This window comes from Wolbachia endosymbiont (group A) of Epagoge grotiana, from assembly GCF_947251775.1.
Classification (GTDB): domain Bacteria; phylum Pseudomonadota; class Alphaproteobacteria; order Rickettsiales; family Anaplasmataceae; genus Wolbachia; species Wolbachia pipientis.
In genome coordinates this window covers 1,327,526-1,345,613 of sequence record NZ_OX366387.1, presented here as the reverse complement: position 1 = coordinate 1,345,613, position 18,088 = coordinate 1,327,526, and the positions used below count along the sequence as shown (strand labels likewise).

General features: G+C 35.3%; 13 protein-coding genes and 5 pseudogenes. 11 read left to right on the top strand and 7 right to left on the bottom strand.

Annotated elements, in window-relative coordinates:
* Window positions 1-344 precede the first annotated feature (344 nt).
* Both OPR50_RS06320 and OPR50_RS06315 read left to right on the top strand, forming a co-directional pair.
* The gene (locus tag OPR50_RS06320) at window positions 345-1,052 is read left to right on the top strand and encodes a TerC family protein (protein WP_038199715.1); all 708 of its coding nucleotides are present in this window, start codon (window positions 345-347) and stop codon (window positions 1,050-1,052) included.
* A gap of 561 nt (window positions 1,053-1,613) precedes the next feature.
* A complete protein-coding gene (locus tag OPR50_RS06315; protein WP_265024328.1) occupies window positions 1,614-3,080 on the top strand; it encodes an IS4 family transposase in 1,467 nt (488 codons plus the stop codon).
* 291 nt (window positions 3,081-3,371) lie between these two features.
* On the opposite strand, the gene OPR50_RS06310 is transcribed toward OPR50_RS06315, so the two are convergent.
* From OPR50_RS06310 to OPR50_RS06290, 5 genes and pseudogenes are all read right to left on the bottom strand, one after another.
* Entirely contained in the window at window positions 3,372-4,349 is a 978-nt protein-coding gene (locus OPR50_RS06310) for a group II intron maturase-specific domain-containing protein (protein WP_265023958.1), read from the bottom strand.
* A complete protein-coding gene (locus OPR50_RS06305) occupies window positions 4,343-4,660 on the bottom strand; it encodes a reverse transcriptase/maturase family protein (RefSeq protein ID WP_256437793.1) in 318 nt (105 codons plus the stop codon). The genes OPR50_RS06310 and OPR50_RS06305 overlap by 7 nt, the downstream gene beginning before the upstream one ends.
* Before the next feature lie 51 nt (window positions 4,661-4,711).
* Window positions 4,712-5,047 carry a reverse transcriptase N-terminal domain-containing protein gene (locus OPR50_RS06300; RefSeq protein WP_209473178.1) on the bottom strand — a complete coding sequence of 112 codons (336 nt, stop codon included), beginning with the start codon at window positions 5,045-5,047 and terminating at the stop codon, window positions 4,712-4,714.
* A gap of 494 nt (window positions 5,048-5,541) precedes the next feature.
* A pseudogene (locus OPR50_RS06295) lies at window positions 5,542-5,883 on the bottom strand (PD-(D/E)XK nuclease family transposase); the annotation flags it as partial.
* A 7-nt stretch (window positions 5,884-5,890) separates the two neighbouring features.
* A pseudogene (locus OPR50_RS06290) lies at window positions 5,891-7,209 on the bottom strand (IS4 family transposase); the annotation flags it as partial.
* A gap of 87 nt (window positions 7,210-7,296) precedes the next feature.
* Here OPR50_RS06290 and tnpA point away from each other — a divergent pair.
* Window positions 7,297-7,734, top strand: a complete 438-nt coding sequence (gene tnpA, locus OPR50_RS06285) for an IS200/IS605 family transposase (protein WP_006279552.1) — start codon at window positions 7,297-7,299, stop codon at window positions 7,732-7,734.
* Window positions 7,735-7,795: 61 nt separating this feature from the next.
* On the opposite strand, the pseudogene OPR50_RS08665 reads toward tnpA, so the two are convergent.
* Together OPR50_RS08665 and OPR50_RS06275 are read right to left on the bottom strand one after the other, a co-directional pair.
* Window positions 7,796-7,882 (bottom strand): annotated as a pseudogene (locus OPR50_RS08665) (IS4/Tn5 family transposase DNA-binding protein); the annotation flags it as partial.
* Window positions 7,883-7,936: 54 nt separating this feature from the next.
* A pseudogene (locus OPR50_RS06275) lies at window positions 7,937-8,507 on the bottom strand (DUF6444 domain-containing protein); the annotation flags it as partial.
* A gap of 466 nt (window positions 8,508-8,973) precedes the next feature.
* Here OPR50_RS06275 and OPR50_RS06270 point away from each other — a divergent pair.
* From OPR50_RS06270 to leuS, 8 genes and pseudogenes are all read left to right on the top strand, one after another.
* On the top strand, window positions 8,974-9,615 hold the full coding sequence (locus OPR50_RS06270) for a protocatechuate 3,4-dioxygenase (RefSeq protein WP_155968861.1): 642 nt from the start codon (window positions 8,974-8,976) through the stop codon (window positions 9,613-9,615).
* A 97-nt stretch (window positions 9,616-9,712) separates the two neighbouring features.
* Window positions 9,713-11,215, top strand: coding sequence for a leucyl aminopeptidase (locus OPR50_RS06265; RefSeq protein WP_174515790.1), 1,503 nt, complete (start codon window positions 9,713-9,715; stop codon window positions 11,213-11,215).
* Between the two features lie 541 nt (window positions 11,216-11,756).
* Window positions 11,757-12,697, top strand: a pseudogene (locus OPR50_RS08915) (IS5 family transposase).
* Between the two features lie 301 nt (window positions 12,698-12,998).
* Window positions 12,999-14,186 (top strand): MFS transporter, encoded by a 1,188-nt coding sequence (locus OPR50_RS06245; RefSeq protein ID WP_141456806.1) that lies wholly within the window; start codon window positions 12,999-13,001, stop codon window positions 14,184-14,186.
* Between the two features lie 60 nt (window positions 14,187-14,246).
* Window positions 14,247-14,552, top strand: coding sequence for an integration host factor subunit alpha (locus tag OPR50_RS06240; RefSeq protein WP_006279881.1), 306 nt, complete (start codon window positions 14,247-14,249; stop codon window positions 14,550-14,552).
* Window positions 14,552-14,878 carry a MerR family transcriptional regulator gene (locus tag OPR50_RS06235; protein WP_006279880.1) on the top strand — a complete coding sequence of 109 codons (327 nt, stop codon included), beginning with the start codon at window positions 14,552-14,554 and terminating at the stop codon, window positions 14,876-14,878. The genes OPR50_RS06240 and OPR50_RS06235 overlap by 1 nt, the downstream gene beginning before the upstream one ends.
* A gap of 45 nt (window positions 14,879-14,923) precedes the next feature.
* Window positions 14,924-15,520, top strand: coding sequence for a murein hydrolase activator EnvC family protein (locus tag OPR50_RS06230; RefSeq protein WP_006279879.1), 597 nt, complete (start codon window positions 14,924-14,926; stop codon window positions 15,518-15,520).
* Between the two features lie 12 nt (window positions 15,521-15,532).
* Window positions 15,533-18,049 (top strand): leucine--tRNA ligase, encoded by a 2,517-nt coding sequence (leuS, locus tag OPR50_RS06225; protein WP_264339279.1) that lies wholly within the window; start codon window positions 15,533-15,535, stop codon window positions 18,047-18,049.
* Window positions 18,050-18,088 lie beyond the last annotated feature (39 nt).

Sequence of the window (18,088 nt, the reverse complement as noted above, 5' to 3'; positions counted from 1 at the left end):
TTCAAATTTTGGTGGCAAGGGGCTTGGTATAAATGCCTGATAACCAGGGAATACTTTGCCTGATGGTGATCCTTTAATATACATTCATTCAACCGAGCACACTATTTTTATAGTATATATTATTTTCAAATAAAGTCAAAAATGAAAATAAGGCTTTATCTTATTTGCGTGCATGAAAATAAGAAACTCTCTTATTATTGATTTTGCTCAAAAACGAAAATAGAAGAAGCTGCTGAACTTTATATATCCTGTTTTTCTGGAGAACTGCTATAAAACTTCTGAGTGAAGTCACTTAATTTTTACACATCTATTGTAGAGTAAGAAGAACCGAATTTGAAACAAAAATGCTAACTGATGCTTGGACTTTACTGACACTTACACTACTTGAAACTATACTTAGTGTAGACAATTTAATCTTTATTTCTCTAGCAATAGATAAGGTACCAAATGCGCTGAGAGAAAGAGTGCGCCTTATGGGCCTTGGATTAGCACTATTAATGCGTTTTGTAATACTATTTTTTACATCATCTATATTATCAATGCAAAAACCTATATTTCACACTGCATCAGCAAGGGATTTACTTATGATCGCAGGGGGATTATTCCTTATTGTTAAGAGCTCTATGGAGTTACGGGATGACATCTTTGTATGTAAGAAAAATAAAAAGAAAGCAAACGTTAAATCAAAATTTTTTTTAGTTGTGCTACAAATTATATTAATAGATTTAGTTTTTTCGGTTGATTCGATATTAACTGCTATAGCACTAACTTATAACATGGTAATAATTGCTACAGCATTTACATTTTCCATGCTAGCAATGCTGTTTTTATCAAGTTATACCGCCCAGTTAATCAAATCTAACCCAGGGTTAAAAATAATCGCCATTTTATTTATTTTACTTGTCGGTGTGTACCTCATACTTCATGGATTTCATATAGAATTACCAAAAGGATATTTGTATTCTTCATTTATGTTTGCACTGCTTGTGGAAATTATAAGCAAAATAAAGAAAATTAACCGTCATACCGCGATTCATTCGCGGTATCTCTAGATCCCGCTAACACCTTACTATTACCCACAAATAAAAACATAGTATTGTATTTACTCAAATAATTTAATTTTATTAACCTGAAAGCTTATTAGATTAAAATTATTAAACTAAGAGTTATAATTTTAGCAACTAAAAGCTGTAAATTGCACCATATAAACAGTTATTTCAAGCAAAAGTTATGCCATTAAGAGCTATGCAACAAACATTTATATTTGTGGGTAATAGTAAGCTTCAAAACCTTACTATTACCCACAAATAAAAACATAGTATTGTATTTACTCAAATAATTTAATTTTATTAACCTGAAAGCTTATTAGATTAAAATTATTAAACTAAGAGTTATAATTTTAGCAACTAAAAGCTGTAAATTGCACCATATAAACAGTTATTTCAAGCAAAAGTTATGCCATTAAGAGCTATGCAACAAACATTTATATTTGTGGGTAATAGTAAGCTTCAAAACCTTACTATTACCCATAAGTATATAAATAGTAAAAAAGCTGATATTTTACTAATTCAACTTTCTATTATAAATGGATCTATGGTCTAAAAATGGAATATATGATGAAAAGAACTATAAATACTTCAACTGGCGAATGGGCAGAAAGTGAATTTGGAATTGTTGATTTTGGTGATATAAGATTAAGTAGGAGGCTTTTAAAAATAGTTAATAGTCTTGCTGAATCGCCTGAACGTTCAATAAATCAAGCTTGTGAAGATTGGCATCAAAGTAAAGCAGCTTATAGATTTTTCCAAAATGATGCCGTTTCTGAAAGAAAGATATTATACAGTCATATAATTAAAACTGTTGAAAGAGATAAAGAATATTCAACTATTTTAGCTATCCAAGATACGAGTTATATTTCATATAAAAATCATAAAAAGACTAAAGGATTAGGGATTATAGCAGCAAGGTTAAAATCTGAAACAACTAATTTTAAAACCCATGGATTAGTGACGCATACAACATTTGCAGTTACAACAGAAGGACTGCCTATAGGATTATTGGATCAAAAAATTAGTACTAGACCCTCCTTAGCTGAAGACCTAAAAGAGTTGAAAAGAAGAAGCCATAATACTGCTGTTCCCATAGAAGAGAAAGAAAGCATACGGTGGATAGAATCACTTAAATATTCTACTAATCATCCTGGATTAAAGGATATCAAGGTAGTTACCGTCTGTGACAGAGAAGCAGATATGTATGATTTATTTGAAGTTGCTTCCACTAATCAATCTCTTTTTGTAGTAAGAGGAAATCAAAACAGAACAATAAATAAGAAGTCGACTTATTCTGAAAAAGGTGGTGAAAGGTTGTGGGATCTGATGAATCGCATGTCTTGTCAAGGAGAAATACAAGTGAATATTCCTGCTCGCAATGATAAACCTCAAAGAACAACAGTTTTAGAAGTAAAGTTTAGCAACTTTGTGATGAATGCATCAAAAAATAACGCTAGACGTAAAACCCAAAAACTTCCTAATTTAAGTTTAAATGCTGTCTATGCTATAGAAAAATACCCCCCATTTGGCGAAGAGCCTGTGAACTGGATTTTGTTGACAAATATAAATATTAATAATTTTGAAGAAGCAGTAGAAAAAATACAATGGTATTGCTTAAGATGGAGAATAGAGGTTTTTCATAAAATTTTGAAATCTGGTCTTAAAGTTGAAGAATGTAGGCTCCAAGCAGCAGATAGATTAATCCGCTTTCTTACAATAATGAGTATAATTGCATGGAGAATATTTTTTATCACACTAGTAGCTAGAACAAATCCAAATCTTTCTTGCACTTTCATACTGACTGACGACGAATGGAAGGTTTTATATACCAAAATGCTTAAGACAAAAAACTATCCTGAGACACCACCACCTATAAGAGAAATTGTGAGGTGGGTGGCCAAGTTAGGAGGGTTTTTAGCTCGCAAAAATGACTTAGAACCAGGCCCTATAGCTTTGTGGAAGGGATGGAAACGTCTCTTTGATTTAGCAGAAGGATGGAAACTTGCTCATGAATTTTATACTTGTGGGTAATAGTAAGCTTCAAAACCTTACTATTACCCACAAATATAAATGTTTGTTGCATAGCTCTTAATGGCATAACTTTTGCTTGAAATAACTGTTTATATGGTGCAATTTACAGCTTTTAGTTGCTAAAATTATAACTCTTAGTTTAATAATTTTAATCTAATAAGCTTTCAGGTTAATAAAATTAAATTATTTGAGTAAATACAATACTATGTTTTTATTTGTGGGTAATAGTAAGCTTCAAAACCGTACGTGAGACTTTGCGCCTCATACGGCTTCTCTCCAATTTGGTGCTTTTCATGCACACCTCCTGTATAATTCATCGTGACAATGTCCATGTAACAAAGATAAGTTTTTGATCATATTGTTTCGTCTATTCCGGTCTTTGTGATGTATTTCTATTGTATCATCACTTTTAAACCATAGTCTACAATTATCACATTTACTTTGTTGTAACTTCAATAGTTTTATTACTCTTAATGGCTTATCTGGTATTTTTCTCAGACGTTTACCCCAATATATCCAATCACCATCATATGGAGATCTGGTTTTTTGCACTTTGATATGTCGTTTAATATCATGATCGCTGTGTATAATAAGATGTATCTTGTTACTTGTCATAAAACTCCAGTTATCGTTATTATACTTTTTAAAGTATTTTCTTTTTATCCAGCATTTCCCTTTGTTTGGGTGCCTAAAGACTGCCCACTTCCAGAGCTTTCTATGTATAGTATTATCCAATGAGCTAAAGATTTTACATGAAACTACCGAAGAGTAATATTGACTCCATCCTCTGTTTATTGGATTGAGATTCCTTATTATTACTTCCTGTGGCGCCCCACGCATTTCTCTAAGTTTATGTTTAATAGCAAATGTATGCTGCTTTATAGAATTACGACTTGGTTTTATTAATAATGTGTAACCTTTTTTACTTTCTTTTGTTGGATATTGTCTTATTGAAAATCCAAGAAAATCAAATCCTGGTTTTGTTTCGTCAATGGTTCTTAATGTATGAGAAATTCTTGTTTTAGAGGGCTTTAATTTTAGTCCAATGGTTTCTAACCATTCTTCAACTAAAATTTTTGCTTTAAGAATAATCTCTTCGTTTTCATGTATGATGACAAAATCATCACAGTAGAAAATTACACTAATAGACTTTTGCGCGTTTTTATGCGATATCCTACCATATTTTCTTTTCATGCATTGAAAGAGTTCGTTTGTTAATGCTTTTTTGATATGTTGCTCTAATCCGTGTAATGCAACACAAGCTAGCAACGGTGCCTCCTTGAATTGTACCACGTTTTGTGGATTGAAACTTTCCATCTTCCATAACGCCTGCCCTTAACCATCTTCTTATGATTTTCTTTAACGTTGGTGTGGTTTTCAAGCAGTTTATTATGGTTAATATTGTCAAAACATCCAGAAATATCAGCATCTAATACATATGCTGTTTTCTGTTTTAGCACATCAAATATGGCTTCAATTGCATCATGACATGATCTACCAGGTCTAAAACCATAAGTGTTTGGCTCAAGTTTTGCCTCCCATTCTGGTTCTAAAGCCATTTTTACAAGTGTTTGTGATATAGTAGGTATACCAAGCGGGCGATGCTCCGATGGCTTACCAGGTTTTGGGATTCAGACGCGTCTTGATGGCTTTGCTTTTTCTTTTATATCTAAAGAATATGATAGTTGTAATCTTTCTTTTTGATTAAGATTAGCCTTTCCATCAATACCTGCAGTCTTCTTCCCCCTATTGTCCTGTGTTACTTTCCTAACAGCGAGTGTTTTTGCACTTGTTGATTTGAGCAATAATTTTTGAAGATTATGCATCTTTTTGATGTCATTACATTTAGAAGCTTGGTAAATTCGTTTTTGTAGCTTAAATGAAGATTTCTTCAGCTTTCGCCAAGGAATTCCATTCCATTCATACCTAGCTTTTTGCTGGTCCATAACATATTCACTACTATTCACCACTTTACCTTCCAAATTAAAGTGTTTACGTCTGCATATCCCAGATATTACTTTGGGCATTAGCTTCTTCTTCCACATAGCAGCTTGTGGTTGGCTACCTACTTATATTTAATGAATATAAGAGCTTTTATGTGGTTACTCCGTTCCATAGCTTCGTTTCACGTTAAACTTAGATTCCTACTATTTGCCGGAAGCTGGGAACATCAATAACTAAAGTCTTCCATCTTTAGTTCCCCTTTTGCTTCGTACCATTTTGGTCTATGCGTAGTTCAACCTCTTTTCGCATACTATGCTTTGACGACAATTCAAACATAGGTTCCTCTCGTAATCATATCTAACTCTGTTTGCAGGATGAGGTTTAGTGTTACCTGCTTTTATCTCATGCTTGCATCCCAAAGGTTGCCATCCTTTGAAATGTGAGACATACATTATCCCCGATGTCTAGGGAAGATGGAATTTAACCATCACAAAACCACGGCTTTCCGGGTCGCACTGAAGAAAAATAACCAACGATCCACTATGCTTTCTAGCTGTTCTTCCTTATTCTTAGGAAATTTAGGTAGTTCAATAAATACAAATTGAAAATCTTTTAAGTCATGTTCATAGGTAATTTTATCAAAAGTAACGTGATCAGATTTGTAAGCCAGCTTGTTAGGAAATAAGATAAAATCGGCGATAGCAATAAAAATAACTCCTTTAAGATCTTGATCACCTTTGTGAGCTTGACTTGAATAAGCTTTAGCAGCATAGTATTGAGCGCGTTTCTCAAAACCTTTATCACGAGCAAACTGGTCAGGTAAGGAAGCAGTATTACTACTACTCCCTCCCTTAGAAACCTTACTATTACCCACAAATATGAGGTTCGTGAGCAAGTCGCCATCCTTCTGCTAAATCAAAGAGACGTTTATATCCTTTCCAAAGAGTAATTGGTCCTGGTTTTGGGTCATTTTTTCTTGCTAAATGGCCTCCAAGTTCATGAAACAGCTTCTTTTATGTTGGGAACTACACTTGGACATGGTTTTCTGTGTATTTTAACGTATAAAACTTTCCATTCTTCTTCAGCTAATAAGGTAGTACATGGTAATGTTGGGTTAGCTCTTGCAATTGATGTAATAAAGAAGATCCTCCAAGCAATAATACTCATAACTGTTAGATATCTCATTAGTCTTTCTGCTATTCCAAGCCTACATTCTTCAACTTTGAGACCGAATTTAAAATTTTATGTAATATCTCTATTTTCCATCTAAGGCAATACCAACTAATTTTTTCAACAGCTTCATCGAAAGTATTAACTGAAAGATTCGTTAATAGCATCCATTCTAGCGGTTTTTTTTTAAGGGAAGGGGAGTTTTCTCAACAACATAAACTGCATAAAGTGGTAATTTAGGTAGTTCTTCCGTCTTATGCCTAATATTATTCTTAGATGGATTCATCATAAACTTTCCAAATCTAACTTCCAAACGTGCTGTTCTTTTTGGCTTATTATCTTTTACAGGAACTTCAACTTCTACCGTACCTGTACAATGAGAGGATTTAATAAATGCCCATAACTTCTGCTCACCTTTTTCAGGATATCGAGATTTTCTATTTACTGCTCTATCTCTGCATGCTCTAACTAGCACTGCCGAATTAAGATTATGTGCAAGCTCAAAAAAGTCATATATATCTGCTTCTCTATCGCATACAGTTATAGTCTCAGTTTGAGTTGGATCAATAATATTATTTGTTTTTCTTAAAGTTTCCAACCACTTTACGCTTTCTTTATCTTCAATGCGATCGCTCTTTTTTTTAAGGTTCTCAGTTTCTTCAGGTCTTGAATAAACTTTTTGATCTAGTATCCCTAGTACCAAACCTTCTATACTAACGGCAAGAGCTGTATGCATTATAATACCTTTTGCAGTATCATAACTGGACAAATTTGCTAATCCGCTTGTTTTTTTATGGTTATTATATACAATGTAACTGGTATCTTGAATGACAAGAACCCTCTTGTGAGCTTTTGTTCTCTCAACCGTCTTATTAATATGTGTAGCTAAAATATCACTTTCTTTTACATTCTCATTTTGAAAAAAACGGTATGCTGCTTTTGCTTCTGACCAACTTCCGCATGCCTCATTAATTGAGCTTTCAGGTAAACTTATCAAACTATCAGCAATCTTTACTTTCCATAAGATGGTACAAGCCTCCACCTTCTAGGTGGAGAAACTTTAGTTTGTCAATGTCATAACTGTACTTTATAAAGTATAGTTATGACGGAATATGACAAAGGAAAACACACTGTATTTTATCATAGGTACCATATAGTCTGGATTACAAAATATCGGTACAGAGTATTAACTAAGGCTATGAAGGAGAGAATACGAACAATCATAGCAGAAGTATCTGAAGAAATGGGGATTAAGATAGAAAACGGAGTAATATCATCAGATCATTTACATTTATTCGTAGTAATACCTCCTCATATAGCTGTGAGTGATTTTGTTCAAAGAGCCAAAGGCAGGTCTTCACGCAAAGTTCAACAAGAATTTCCAGAGCTAAATAAAATGTACTGGGGAAAGCGTTTTTGGGGAAGAGGATACTTTAGTGCTACCAGCGGACATATCACAGATGAAGTCATTAATGAGTACATCAATAAACATACAGATGCACATCAGCCTCATTCTATATCTAGTATAAGATTGGAGTAGCTTTAGCTTCTCACCGCGCTTCCAGCGCTATATCCAACCTTTCGGCTCTCAGCCGATAGTGGTTGAGTAATCGGTCAGTTAATCTTTTATCTCCAAGTACAGCATCTCCAAATTCATTTTTAGCCCATTCATTACTCTCGTTTGCCATTTTTATACCCTCAATATTTGCAAGCTTTAATATTGTAATACTTTATTTATAAGTACATTTATATTTGTGGGTAATAGTAAGATTTGATATGCTGCCAACACTTATGTTCAAATTAAAAATGTCATTTATGATACTAGCCACTTCACGCTTTGAGTTTTTGTAAAATCCGCTGAGTGCTGCAATTATAGACTTAACCCTTGGACCAAATGTATCTGGCGTAACACCTTCTGGTAACTTGCTACTTTTTCTTTTTCTGCATCTCCAACAACGACCATGTTCCAATTACTACATAAGGCCTAATTTCCGGAAGATCAACTTTTTGGTGAACATAAGGTTTTTCGCATATTACAAGCTCTCCTCCGCATTCGCAAATATTAGGCAACTCTATTTTTACTACTTTATCCGCTTCCATTGTGGCATGAAAATTTCCTTTATGCCCAACCTGATCGCCAACATTCCTTTCGCTTTTTGGCTTGTCCTTTTTTATTTTGTATGGCTCTTTTGAGCTGGGCAGGGATGAGTTTTTTGAATTTAAACCAAGCCTCTCTTTCAACTCAGCGTTCTCAATCCTCAAGGCCTTATTTTCTGCCTCTAACTCTTCTATCCTCCCTTCCAACTTTTCTATTTTTTGCTGTAAATTTTTGCAGAGTTCTCAAAGGTTTACCACATTACCTCACTTTTGCTCTATGATTATCTTTATTATCTTGCTTTGTCTACCTTATTCTACCACTCCGCTGAACGGATACAATTTACTAAACAGAAAAAAAGGCAAAAGAAACCCTAGGGTAGCTAGTTATTCACTATCCATTTTTTAAGTTGGCGTTTTTTAATGTTTTAAATAGCGCGTTTCAGCTTGTGTAGGTAAAAACCTAGAAATATTGTGAAGACATAAGGTGCACATAGTGCAAAAAATTAAAAATAAGACGCCAACTACGTTGTTTTCTTGCTGTTTAATCTGCACAGATGAAGATAACTGAATACCTTCAGTTTCATGATAAGGGGGCTGGCGAAGGGTGTCAAGCAAGTTTTTTAGTTTCTATTTCCAATAAAAGTTTGTTATATGGTTATGCAAGAAGTCTATTATAAATGAAATGAATGTGAAAAATATCTTGTTAGCACTTTTAGTACAAATGATATTCAGTTTGCCGCTATTTGCAGCTGATCCTGTTTTGCTCAACTGCATTAAAACTCCGGAAATATATGACCTTGATGCAAGGCCAAAAAATTTTAGCTCTTCAAACAATTTAAGAAGGAAACCTGGTTCTCCAAATAGTGCAATAGGGGAATTAATACACATAGTGGGTAGAATTACTGATATAAACTGCTTACCAATACAAAATGCTGTAGTTTCTATATGGCACGCGAATTCACGCGGCGTGAACCATTACGATAAGAATATAGAGGATGATCCGAATTTTGCTGGATCAGGAAGGTTTGTAGTGAATAATCTTGGCTATTATAATTTTATTACGATAGCACCTGGTAAAATTGGTGATAGAGCTCCACATATCAACTTTCTAGTTCAACATCCGGATTTTCCGGAATTCACAACGCAAATGTTTTTTGTTGACCATAATTGCGATAATTGTGCTGATCCTGTTCTTGGAGATTTTGTTAGTAATGGGCTTGCAAGCCTTCTCATAACACCATTTACTTACAGTGATCAGGTCATAAAAACCTATACGTTTAACATTACCTTGGGCGGATATAATAAGTTCTCTAATAAAAGATAAAAAACCCTTGCATGTAAGGGAGTCCATAGTAAACTTGAGTGTTATTGTACTTAGGATGTATATGAAAAATATCTTACTGATGTTTTTGCTGTGTTTTATGTACAGTTTACAATTATTTGCAACGGAGATGCCAGCAATGAAAATAACAATTTCTAAAATTTCGCCCGATTTTAAAACAATAGTAACGGGTTTATTTGAGGACAACGAAACCGTAAATGATGGCGGAGTTTTGCAAGGAAAACAGATCATGGATAATATAAAGCAATTTAGCAATTTCAATGGAAGTTTTGGTGAATTTTTCTCTACTACTTTGCCAGAAGAAAAAAATGTCATAGTTGTTGGACTTGGTAAGAAGGATGAATGGAATGAAAATAAAGAATTAAATATTGGTGGTAAAATATATTGTGAGCTAAGCAGATTAAAAATTAAAAAAGCAGCGGTTTTAATCGAAGGTAGTGCAGCAAATGTTGCATATGGTGCGTTTCTGCGTAGTTTTAAGTTTGATAAGTATAAAACTAAAAAGGATGAGAAAATTACAGAGGTAGAGGAGATTACCGTATTAGTAAAAGATGAGCAATTAAGTAATGCTGAAAGATCATTTGAGCACTCAAGGCAAGAAGGTGAGAGTATATTCCTTGCGCGCTCTTTTATAACAGAGCCTCCTAACATTCTATATCCAGAATCCTATGCTGATCATATAAAAAAAGAACTTACTAAGCTTGGCCTTGAAATCGAGGTGCTTGATAAAAAGCAGATGGAAGAGAAAAAAATGGGAGCCTTGCTTGGAGTTGCACAAGGAAGTAGTAAAGAACCAAAATTAGTAGTGATAAAATGGAATGGAGCTGCTAAAGAACAAAAGCCAATAGCTTTTGTTGGTAAAGGCATAACGTTTGACACTGGTGGAGTATCGCTCAAACCTTCACGTGGTATGGAGTCGATGAAATATGACATGGCAGGCTCTGCTGCTGTGGTTGGGGTGATGCATGCTTTAGCAGGACGAAAAGCAAAAGTAAATGCGATCGGTGTGGTCGCACTTGCAGAAAATGCAGTGGGTGGTAATGCTCAAAGACCAAGTGATGTAGTAACTTCAATGTCTGGACAGACAATAGAAGTGTTGAACACCGATGCAGAAGGAAGGCTCATACTTGCAGATGCTTTGTGGTATACGCAAGAGAGATTTTCACCACAATTTATGATTGATCTTGCAACTTTAACTGGTGCTATAGTGGTTGCGCTTGGAAATAACGAATATGCTGGTCTTTTTTCAAATAATGATGAATTAGCAAACCGTCTGATTGATGCAGGAAATGAAGTAAATGAGAAGTTATGGCGTTTTCCTATGAATGAAACTTACGATAAAATTATTGATTCACCGATTGCTGATGTGCAAAATATCGCTCCTGCGGGCTCTGGCGGAGATAGCATAATGGCTGCACAGTTTTTACAGCGTTTTGTGGATGAAACTTGCTGGGCACATTTAGATATTGCAGGCACTGCTTGGCACGAAAAAGGTACTGACATTTGTCCAAGAGGAGCAGTAGGTTTTGGTGTAAGGTTACTTAATAAGTTGGTTGAAAAGTACTACGAAGCCAATGATTAAAGATCTTTATCTGGATTTATGGCTTGACTTACAGCTACATGAACGTTTATTTTTGAGGCGCAGCAAATGAAAGTAGCTGATACATATTTCTTTTTTTCTGGATTCCAGTGTCAGCTACTTTCATGACACCCTGACAACCGTCATCCCGCTACTTGTTAGCGGCTGAGATACCGCGAATGAATCGCGGTATGACGGTTCGTGGCGGCGTGACGATAAGCTCGTCATCCCGCTGCTTGTTAGCGGGATCTAGAGATACCGCGGCGGTATGACGTAGGACTGCTGTCATCCCAGTGCTCCTTTTTTTGTCATCCAAGTAGCCTCCTATGGTGTCATCCCAGTGCCCAGACAACTGGGATCCAGTTGAGCTATTTCAACAAAAATACTGCATTTTGAGATGAACGTTTATTTTCACCAGATTATTTACAAGTATAACAATTAAAGTCTGGATTCCAGTGGGCTTTGTTGCATAGCAACTGAAAAAATCTGGTGGCTACTGACAAAATTCATTATAAAATAGCCATTTAACCTTGAAAGAAAAAATATGCCACAAAAAATGAGGGTCAGTAACCATAGCGAATATAACAAATTTCTAGAAAAAAGAGGAAATATTTTTCATTATATCAACGAAGCCATAGAAAAGTGGTACGAGAATGGTCCAAAAATACCAGTTGGCAACAATATTTATAGCGATAAAGTTGTAATTTTGGTGCACATAATAACTTGTTTATTTAGAATAGGCCTGAGGCAAACAGTTGGGTTTATAGCAGGATACCTTGAGCAAATTGGGAAAAATTTGCAAGTTATCAGCTATTCACAATCATCAAGAAGGTTTAAGAAACTCAATATTAAGATCAATGATTGCAGAAAATAATATGGAAGATATCGAAATTGCTATAGACAGTACAGGAATTAGTATATACAACAACACTCCTGGTCATAGCAAAGAAAATAGCGAAGATAGAAAGTATCGCAGCTATGAACAGACAAGAAAATTGCATGTAATGTTGAATACAAACAGCAAAAAAGCCATAGCTGTAAAATACAGTAACGGCTGATCACTATGGAGCTTGTGATTTGCTAAAAGAAGTCGATTTTCAGTATGTCATAAAAGTACTATATGCAGATAGGGCATATGACAGAGAAAAGCTCTATAAGCTGTGTAATCAATATGGTATAAAAACGAAAATTCCTCCGAAAAACAACGCAGCAGAGCATCCAAAGTTAGACTATATGGCTGAGAGAAATTCTGCAGTCAAGCTCATAAAGTCATATGATGAAGATGGTATAAAGAAGTGGAAAAAAGAGATGAGTTATGGAAAAAGATCTTATATAGAAAGTTTTTTCTCGCGACTGAAACAAACATTCGGGTTTAGTTTTAGGAATAAATCTGAGACAAATAGAGAGAAGGAACTACTTGTTAAATGCTATTTGCTCAATAAGTTCACTGATATTGGTATGGCTAAATTTGAGATAGCTTCATAAATTTATTGTGCGTTACCTACTATCCGAAGAGCGATGCAACAAAGCCATTCCAGTGTCAAGCACTGGAATGACACCGTCTTGGATGGAAACCAGTGTTGGCTACTCGGATGACATCATAGGGGCGCTGGGATGACACCCTGACAATCGTCATCCCGCTGCTTGTTAGCGGCTAAGAGATACCGCGGCGGCATGACGTAGGGAAACCGTTTTTTGGGTTAGCTATAACAGTAGTCAGGAAACAATAGCTTAAAAAGAGACTTAGTGTTAAATTTCTAATAGATTACTTATAAAAACAAATCTTATGGAAAGCAGAGCTAAGGCTTGGTTCATTTGGCTGATTAGTAACTTGGTTGTTATATTCAGCAACATGCAGATAATTTATACCTTTATAAGTGTAAATCTCGAAAAGGAACTTGGACTTACAATCGCGCAAGTTGCACTGGCTAATTCAGCATATACTTGGACTTTCGCCATCTTACAATTTTTTAGTGGAGCAACGTTTAATGTTTTTTCCAGTAAAAAAATTTATTTTTTCTCGTTATCAACTATGATCTTGGGGTTTTTTGTCCTTATTAATAGTGACAATTTCTCCCATTTGATTTTGTCTCAAGTGTTGATTGCAACTGGAGCATCATTTGGTTTTATTGGTGCTGCTCACACAAGTAGCATATGTTTTTCCGCTGCCCAATTTGGACTAATGTTTTCACTAGTGCAGACAATTTCAAGCCTTTCTGCTTTGGTAATTCAAATACTGTTCTCTAACTTGCTTGCCGAAGATGCATATTGGAAAAATCTGATTGTATGCATAATACTATTTGGTGTGTTGATATTTGTACTTACGCTTTTTTGTCCAAACACACTTCCAGAAAGCAGCTCAGAAAAGCGCACAATAAAAAGCTCTATGAAGACAGTAATGTGCTCTATATTAACAGTGCTAAAATTAAGAGATATCTGGATAACTTCAGTGGTGGGTGCTATTACTTTTGGAACATTTTTAGCACTTAATACCTTGTGGGCTCCAAGGTTACTGGGCAACTCAGAACTCAATGCAATGGAGTCAGGTATAGCAACTGCAATACTATGGCTTGGTCTTGCAGTTGGTGCTCCAATTGCAGATCGAATCTCAAACTTATTTAAAAATAGGAAACATGTAATTTCTGCTTTTGCTTTATTGCAAGGCGTCTCAATTATTATTTTACTATACAGCCATTTAACAGTCCACGTTGTGTACTTTTGTATGTTAATGTTCGGGTTTTTTGCGGGAGGACATATGCTTAATTTTACTGTCGGCAGCGAGATTGTGAAACGAAAATACATCAGCACATCATCATCCATTATCAATGGATTTATGTTTATTGGCAGTGGAGTTATAGTGTCAATGTTAGCACTTTTTACAGATCATAAAATGGCACTTTTTGCAATATTTGCGATATTGATAGTTGCCGGTATTTTAAATTATGCAACAAAAGAGACATACTCTAAAAAATAAAGTAGCTGAATCTCGAGTCGATTGCTATATTATATTTACGTATTGTAATATTTATCAATAATGGATCACGTTACAACAAAAGACACAACAGTAACTAAGGCAACGATAGCTGGAGATATAAACCAAGAAATAGGATTATCAAAGGAAGACTCTGTTTCGATAATAGATGATATATTGGACGAAATAAAGACAAGCTTGGTAAAGGATGGAATAGTAAAAATATCGTCATTTGGAACATTCTTGGTTAAGAAAAAGAAGGAAAGACCAGGAAATATACCAAATACATCGGAGAAAGTGATGATTCAGGCAAGAAATTCAGTTTCTTTTAGGCCTTCAAAAATTATAAAAAAATCAATCAATAATTAATGAACAAGGAAAAATTATTTTATACGATTGGGGAAGTAGCTGAAGAGCTACATTTGGAACAGCATGTTTTGAGATTTTGGGAAGGTCAATTTCATCAAATTAAGCCTACAAAGCGTAAAGGAAGAAGGCTATATGATCGCAAGTGTATAGAGGCCATAAAGAAAGTAAAATACATGCTATATGATAAAGGATATACAATAAAAGGAGTGCAAAAAGAATTTGGTAATGATATAAAAGTCACAAAGAATTTGTTGCAAGAACTCACCGATTTGAGGGACTATTTAACTAGTAAAATAAATAACGAGGAAAGTAACAAGCAGGCGTGAAACACTACGTCTCGCTAAAATTTTGGAGTTTTGTGAGAGTTTAAAATGTGGCATATAGCCTCATTTCTTATGTTATTAGCAATATTAATAGGCTGTGGCCTGCAAAAACCTGCACCTGTGCTGCTTAAAGGCGAAGAATTTTACGGAAAAAGAGATCTGGAATATACAAGAGAGTACCATTTAATTAGGGAGCCTTCAGTGCAAAAAGAAAGTAGAAAAGCCATCATAAATAGGATATACAAAGATAACAATAATACACAAAATGTGGGGGTAAATTGTAAATTTGTAATGCCAGTTAAAGGTTCAGCTACCTCTTCTGATGAAATGTGTAAGGATGGCATAAAAATTGCTGCTCAAAATGGAACGAACGTAGTTTCCTCTGCACCAGGCAAAGTGATATATGTAGGCAAAGGGCTGAGATGGTATGGGAATTTAATTATAGTGGAACACAAAGATAATTACATGACTGTGTACTCCTATTTAAAAAACATACATGTTGAAATTGGCGATAAAGTAAAGCAAGGTCAAGTAATTGGATCTGCAGGTAAATCAAGCACACAAGATAAAGATCCACAGATGTGTTTCACAATACGACATAATGGCCAAGCGGTTGATCCTTTGATGCATATGAACTGTAATTGAATTTGGATTTATATGAAATATGATTTTAAAAGTGTTGAAAAATTTTATCAAGATAAATGGGATTTTTCTGTAAGCAAGAGTGGTAAACAAGAAAAGTGTTACGTGTTGGAAATGTTTCCATATCCATCTGGTAAAATTCATATGGGACACTTACGTAACTATGCAATAGGGGATGTGATAGCGCGTTACAAGAGAGCTAATGGATTTGAGGTTTTGCATCCAATTGGCTGGGATGCGTTTGGATTACCAGCTGAGAATGCAGCAAGGGATAACAATATTAGCCCCGAAACATGGACAAAAGAGAATATAGATAATATGCGTACACAGTTGAAATCTATAGGTCTTTCTTATAATTGGGAGCGTGAACTCTCCACATGTGAGCCTGATTATTACAAACACGAACAAAAATTTTTCCTGGATTTTTTAAAGCATGGGCTTGCCTATCGAAAAGAATCATGGGTTAACTGGGATCCAGTGGACCAAACAGTGCTTGCAAATGAACAGGTGGTTGATGGAAAAGGATGGCGATCAGGTGCAGTTGTTGAAAAACGTAAGTTGTCCCAATGGTTTTTAAAGATTACTGATTTCGCTGAAGATTTACTCAAGTGCCTGCAAAGTTTGAAAAATTGGCCAGAAAAAGTCAAAACAATGCAGGAGCGTTGGATAGGAAAATCTGAAGGAGCAACTATAGAGTTTGAAGTAGTTGGCCTGAATAAGAAATTAAAAGTTTTTACAACTTATCCTCATACTTTGTTTGGGGCTTCTTTTTGTGCAGTGGCAGCAGAGCATCCTATTGTGCAGGAATTAAAGAATGGTTCTTCTGTTGTCATCCCAGTGCTTGACACTGGGATCCAGGAAATAAAATCGAAAAGAGAGAACGATGAAAAAATAGGAGTTTACACCGGATTAAACGTCAAACATCCATTTCTTGATAAGGAATTGCCGCTTTACATAGCGAATTTTGTGTTGATGGAATATGGGGAAGGCGCGATTTTTGGTTGCCCTGCACATGATCAGCGTGACTTTGAATTTGCACAGAAATATAATTTGCCGATAATTCCCGTTATTTCTTCAGCCCACTTAGGTGTCATTCCAGCGCGTGACCAGAATTCTTACAATGGATCCCAGTGTCAAGCTACTCAGATGACAAAGGAGGCGTATACTGGAGACGGGACAATGTTTAACTCCGAATTCTTAAACGGATTAATGGTTAGTGAAGCAAAGGAAGCCATAGTTAAAAAATTTGAAGAAAAAAAAATAGGCAAAAAAACAATAAACTATCGTTTGCACGATTGGGGAGTTTCAAGGCAGCGTTATTGGGGATGCCCTATACCTATCATATATTGCAAAGATTGCGGAACTGTTCCAGTGCCAGAAAAAGACCTTCCTGTAGTTCTACCAATAGATGTAGAATTTACAAGTGGTGGCAATCCGCTGGATAAGCACCCAACTTGGAAATTTGTTGATTGTCCAAAGTGCGGAAAGCAAGCAGAGCGTGAAACTGATACATTCGACACCTTTTTTGAATCTTCCTGGTATTTTGCTGCATTCTGTAGTGAAGATAAATCAATAGACAAAGATGCATGTAATCGTTTTATGCCTGTTGATTATTATATAGGTGGGATAGAACATGCAATTCTGCATTTGCTTTATTCAAGATTTTTCTGCCGTGCTTTAACCAAATGTGGCTATTTTGATATTAAAGAGCCTTTCTCTACTTTAATCACTCAAGGAATGGTCTGCCATGCAACTTATAAAGACGAAAATGGTAAGTGGCTATTTCCCGCAGAAGCAAAAGAATTAATAGCGCGAGGTGCAAAAGTTCAAGTGGGCAAAGTTGAAAAAATGAGCAAATCGAAAAAGAATACAGTTGACCCAAACTTTATCATAGAAAAGTATGGTGCTGATACTGCTCGCTTGTTTGTGTTGTCCGACACTCCTCCGGAGAAAGATATGGAATGGTCCGATGATGGTGTGGAAGGTTGTTCTCGTTATGTAAATAAATTGTGGCGTATGGTCATGCAGCTAAGACCTGTAAATATACACTATGATAATGAAAATGTTACGGGTGGACTTCTAGAGTACAGAAAAAAAATTCATAAACTCTTACACGGACTTACAGATGACTTGGAAAACTGCAGATTAAACTGTGTAGTGGCAAAATTTCGTGAGATGACGAATTTAATAGCTGAAATAGACGTAAAAACTGGAAAATCTCTTATTGATGAAGGTATATGTATATTAATCAGAGTAATCGAACCATTCATACCACATCTAGCTGAAAGCCTATGGCAAGAAATAGGAGGTCAACCTTGGCCAAAAGCTGATGAATCATTATTAGTTGACGATACGGTAACTATAGCAGTGCAAATCAATGGAAAATTACGTACAACAATCAAGGTGGCAATTAACTTACCTCAAGAAGAATTGAAGAAAATAGCGATAGACTCTGTGTCCAGTAAGATCGATCAAAGCAAAGTTCGCACTGTATATGCTGTACCAAATAAGATAGTAAATATAGTTATATAAAAGACCTGAGTAGTACGTTTTATATAATCTGATTTTATG

Bases quoted from the DNA above. Each gene is read 5' to 3' on its own strand.
- leuS (WP_264339279.1), top strand. From the start codon at position 15,533: ATGAAATATGATTTTAAAAGTGTTGAAAAATTTTATCAAGATAAATGG.
- OPR50_RS06315 (WP_265024328.1), top strand. From the start codon at position 1,614: ATGATGAAAAGAACTATAAATACTTCAACTGGCGAATGGGCAGAAAGT.
- OPR50_RS06245 (WP_141456806.1), top strand. From the start codon at position 12,999: ATGGAAAGCAGAGCTAAGGCTTGGTTCATTTGGCTGATTAGTAACTTG.
- OPR50_RS06270 (WP_155968861.1), top strand. From the start codon at position 8,974: ATGAATGTGAAAAATATCTTGTTAGCACTTTTAGTACAAATGATATTC.
- OPR50_RS06230 (WP_006279879.1), top strand. From the start codon at position 14,924: ATGTGGCATATAGCCTCATTTCTTATGTTATTAGCAATATTAATAGGC.
- OPR50_RS06265 (WP_174515790.1), top strand. From the start codon at position 9,713: ATGTACAGTTTACAATTATTTGCAACGGAGATGCCAGCAATGAAAATA.
- OPR50_RS06240 (WP_006279881.1), top strand. From the start codon at position 14,247: ATGGATCACGTTACAACAAAAGACACAACAGTAACTAAGGCAACGATA.
- tnpA (WP_006279552.1), top strand. From the start codon at position 7,297: ATGACGGAATATGACAAAGGAAAACACACTGTATTTTATCATAGGTAC.
- OPR50_RS06320 (WP_038199715.1), top strand. From the start codon at position 345: ATGCTAACTGATGCTTGGACTTTACTGACACTTACACTACTTGAAACT.
- OPR50_RS06235 (WP_006279880.1), top strand. From the start codon at position 14,552: ATGAACAAGGAAAAATTATTTTATACGATTGGGGAAGTAGCTGAAGAG.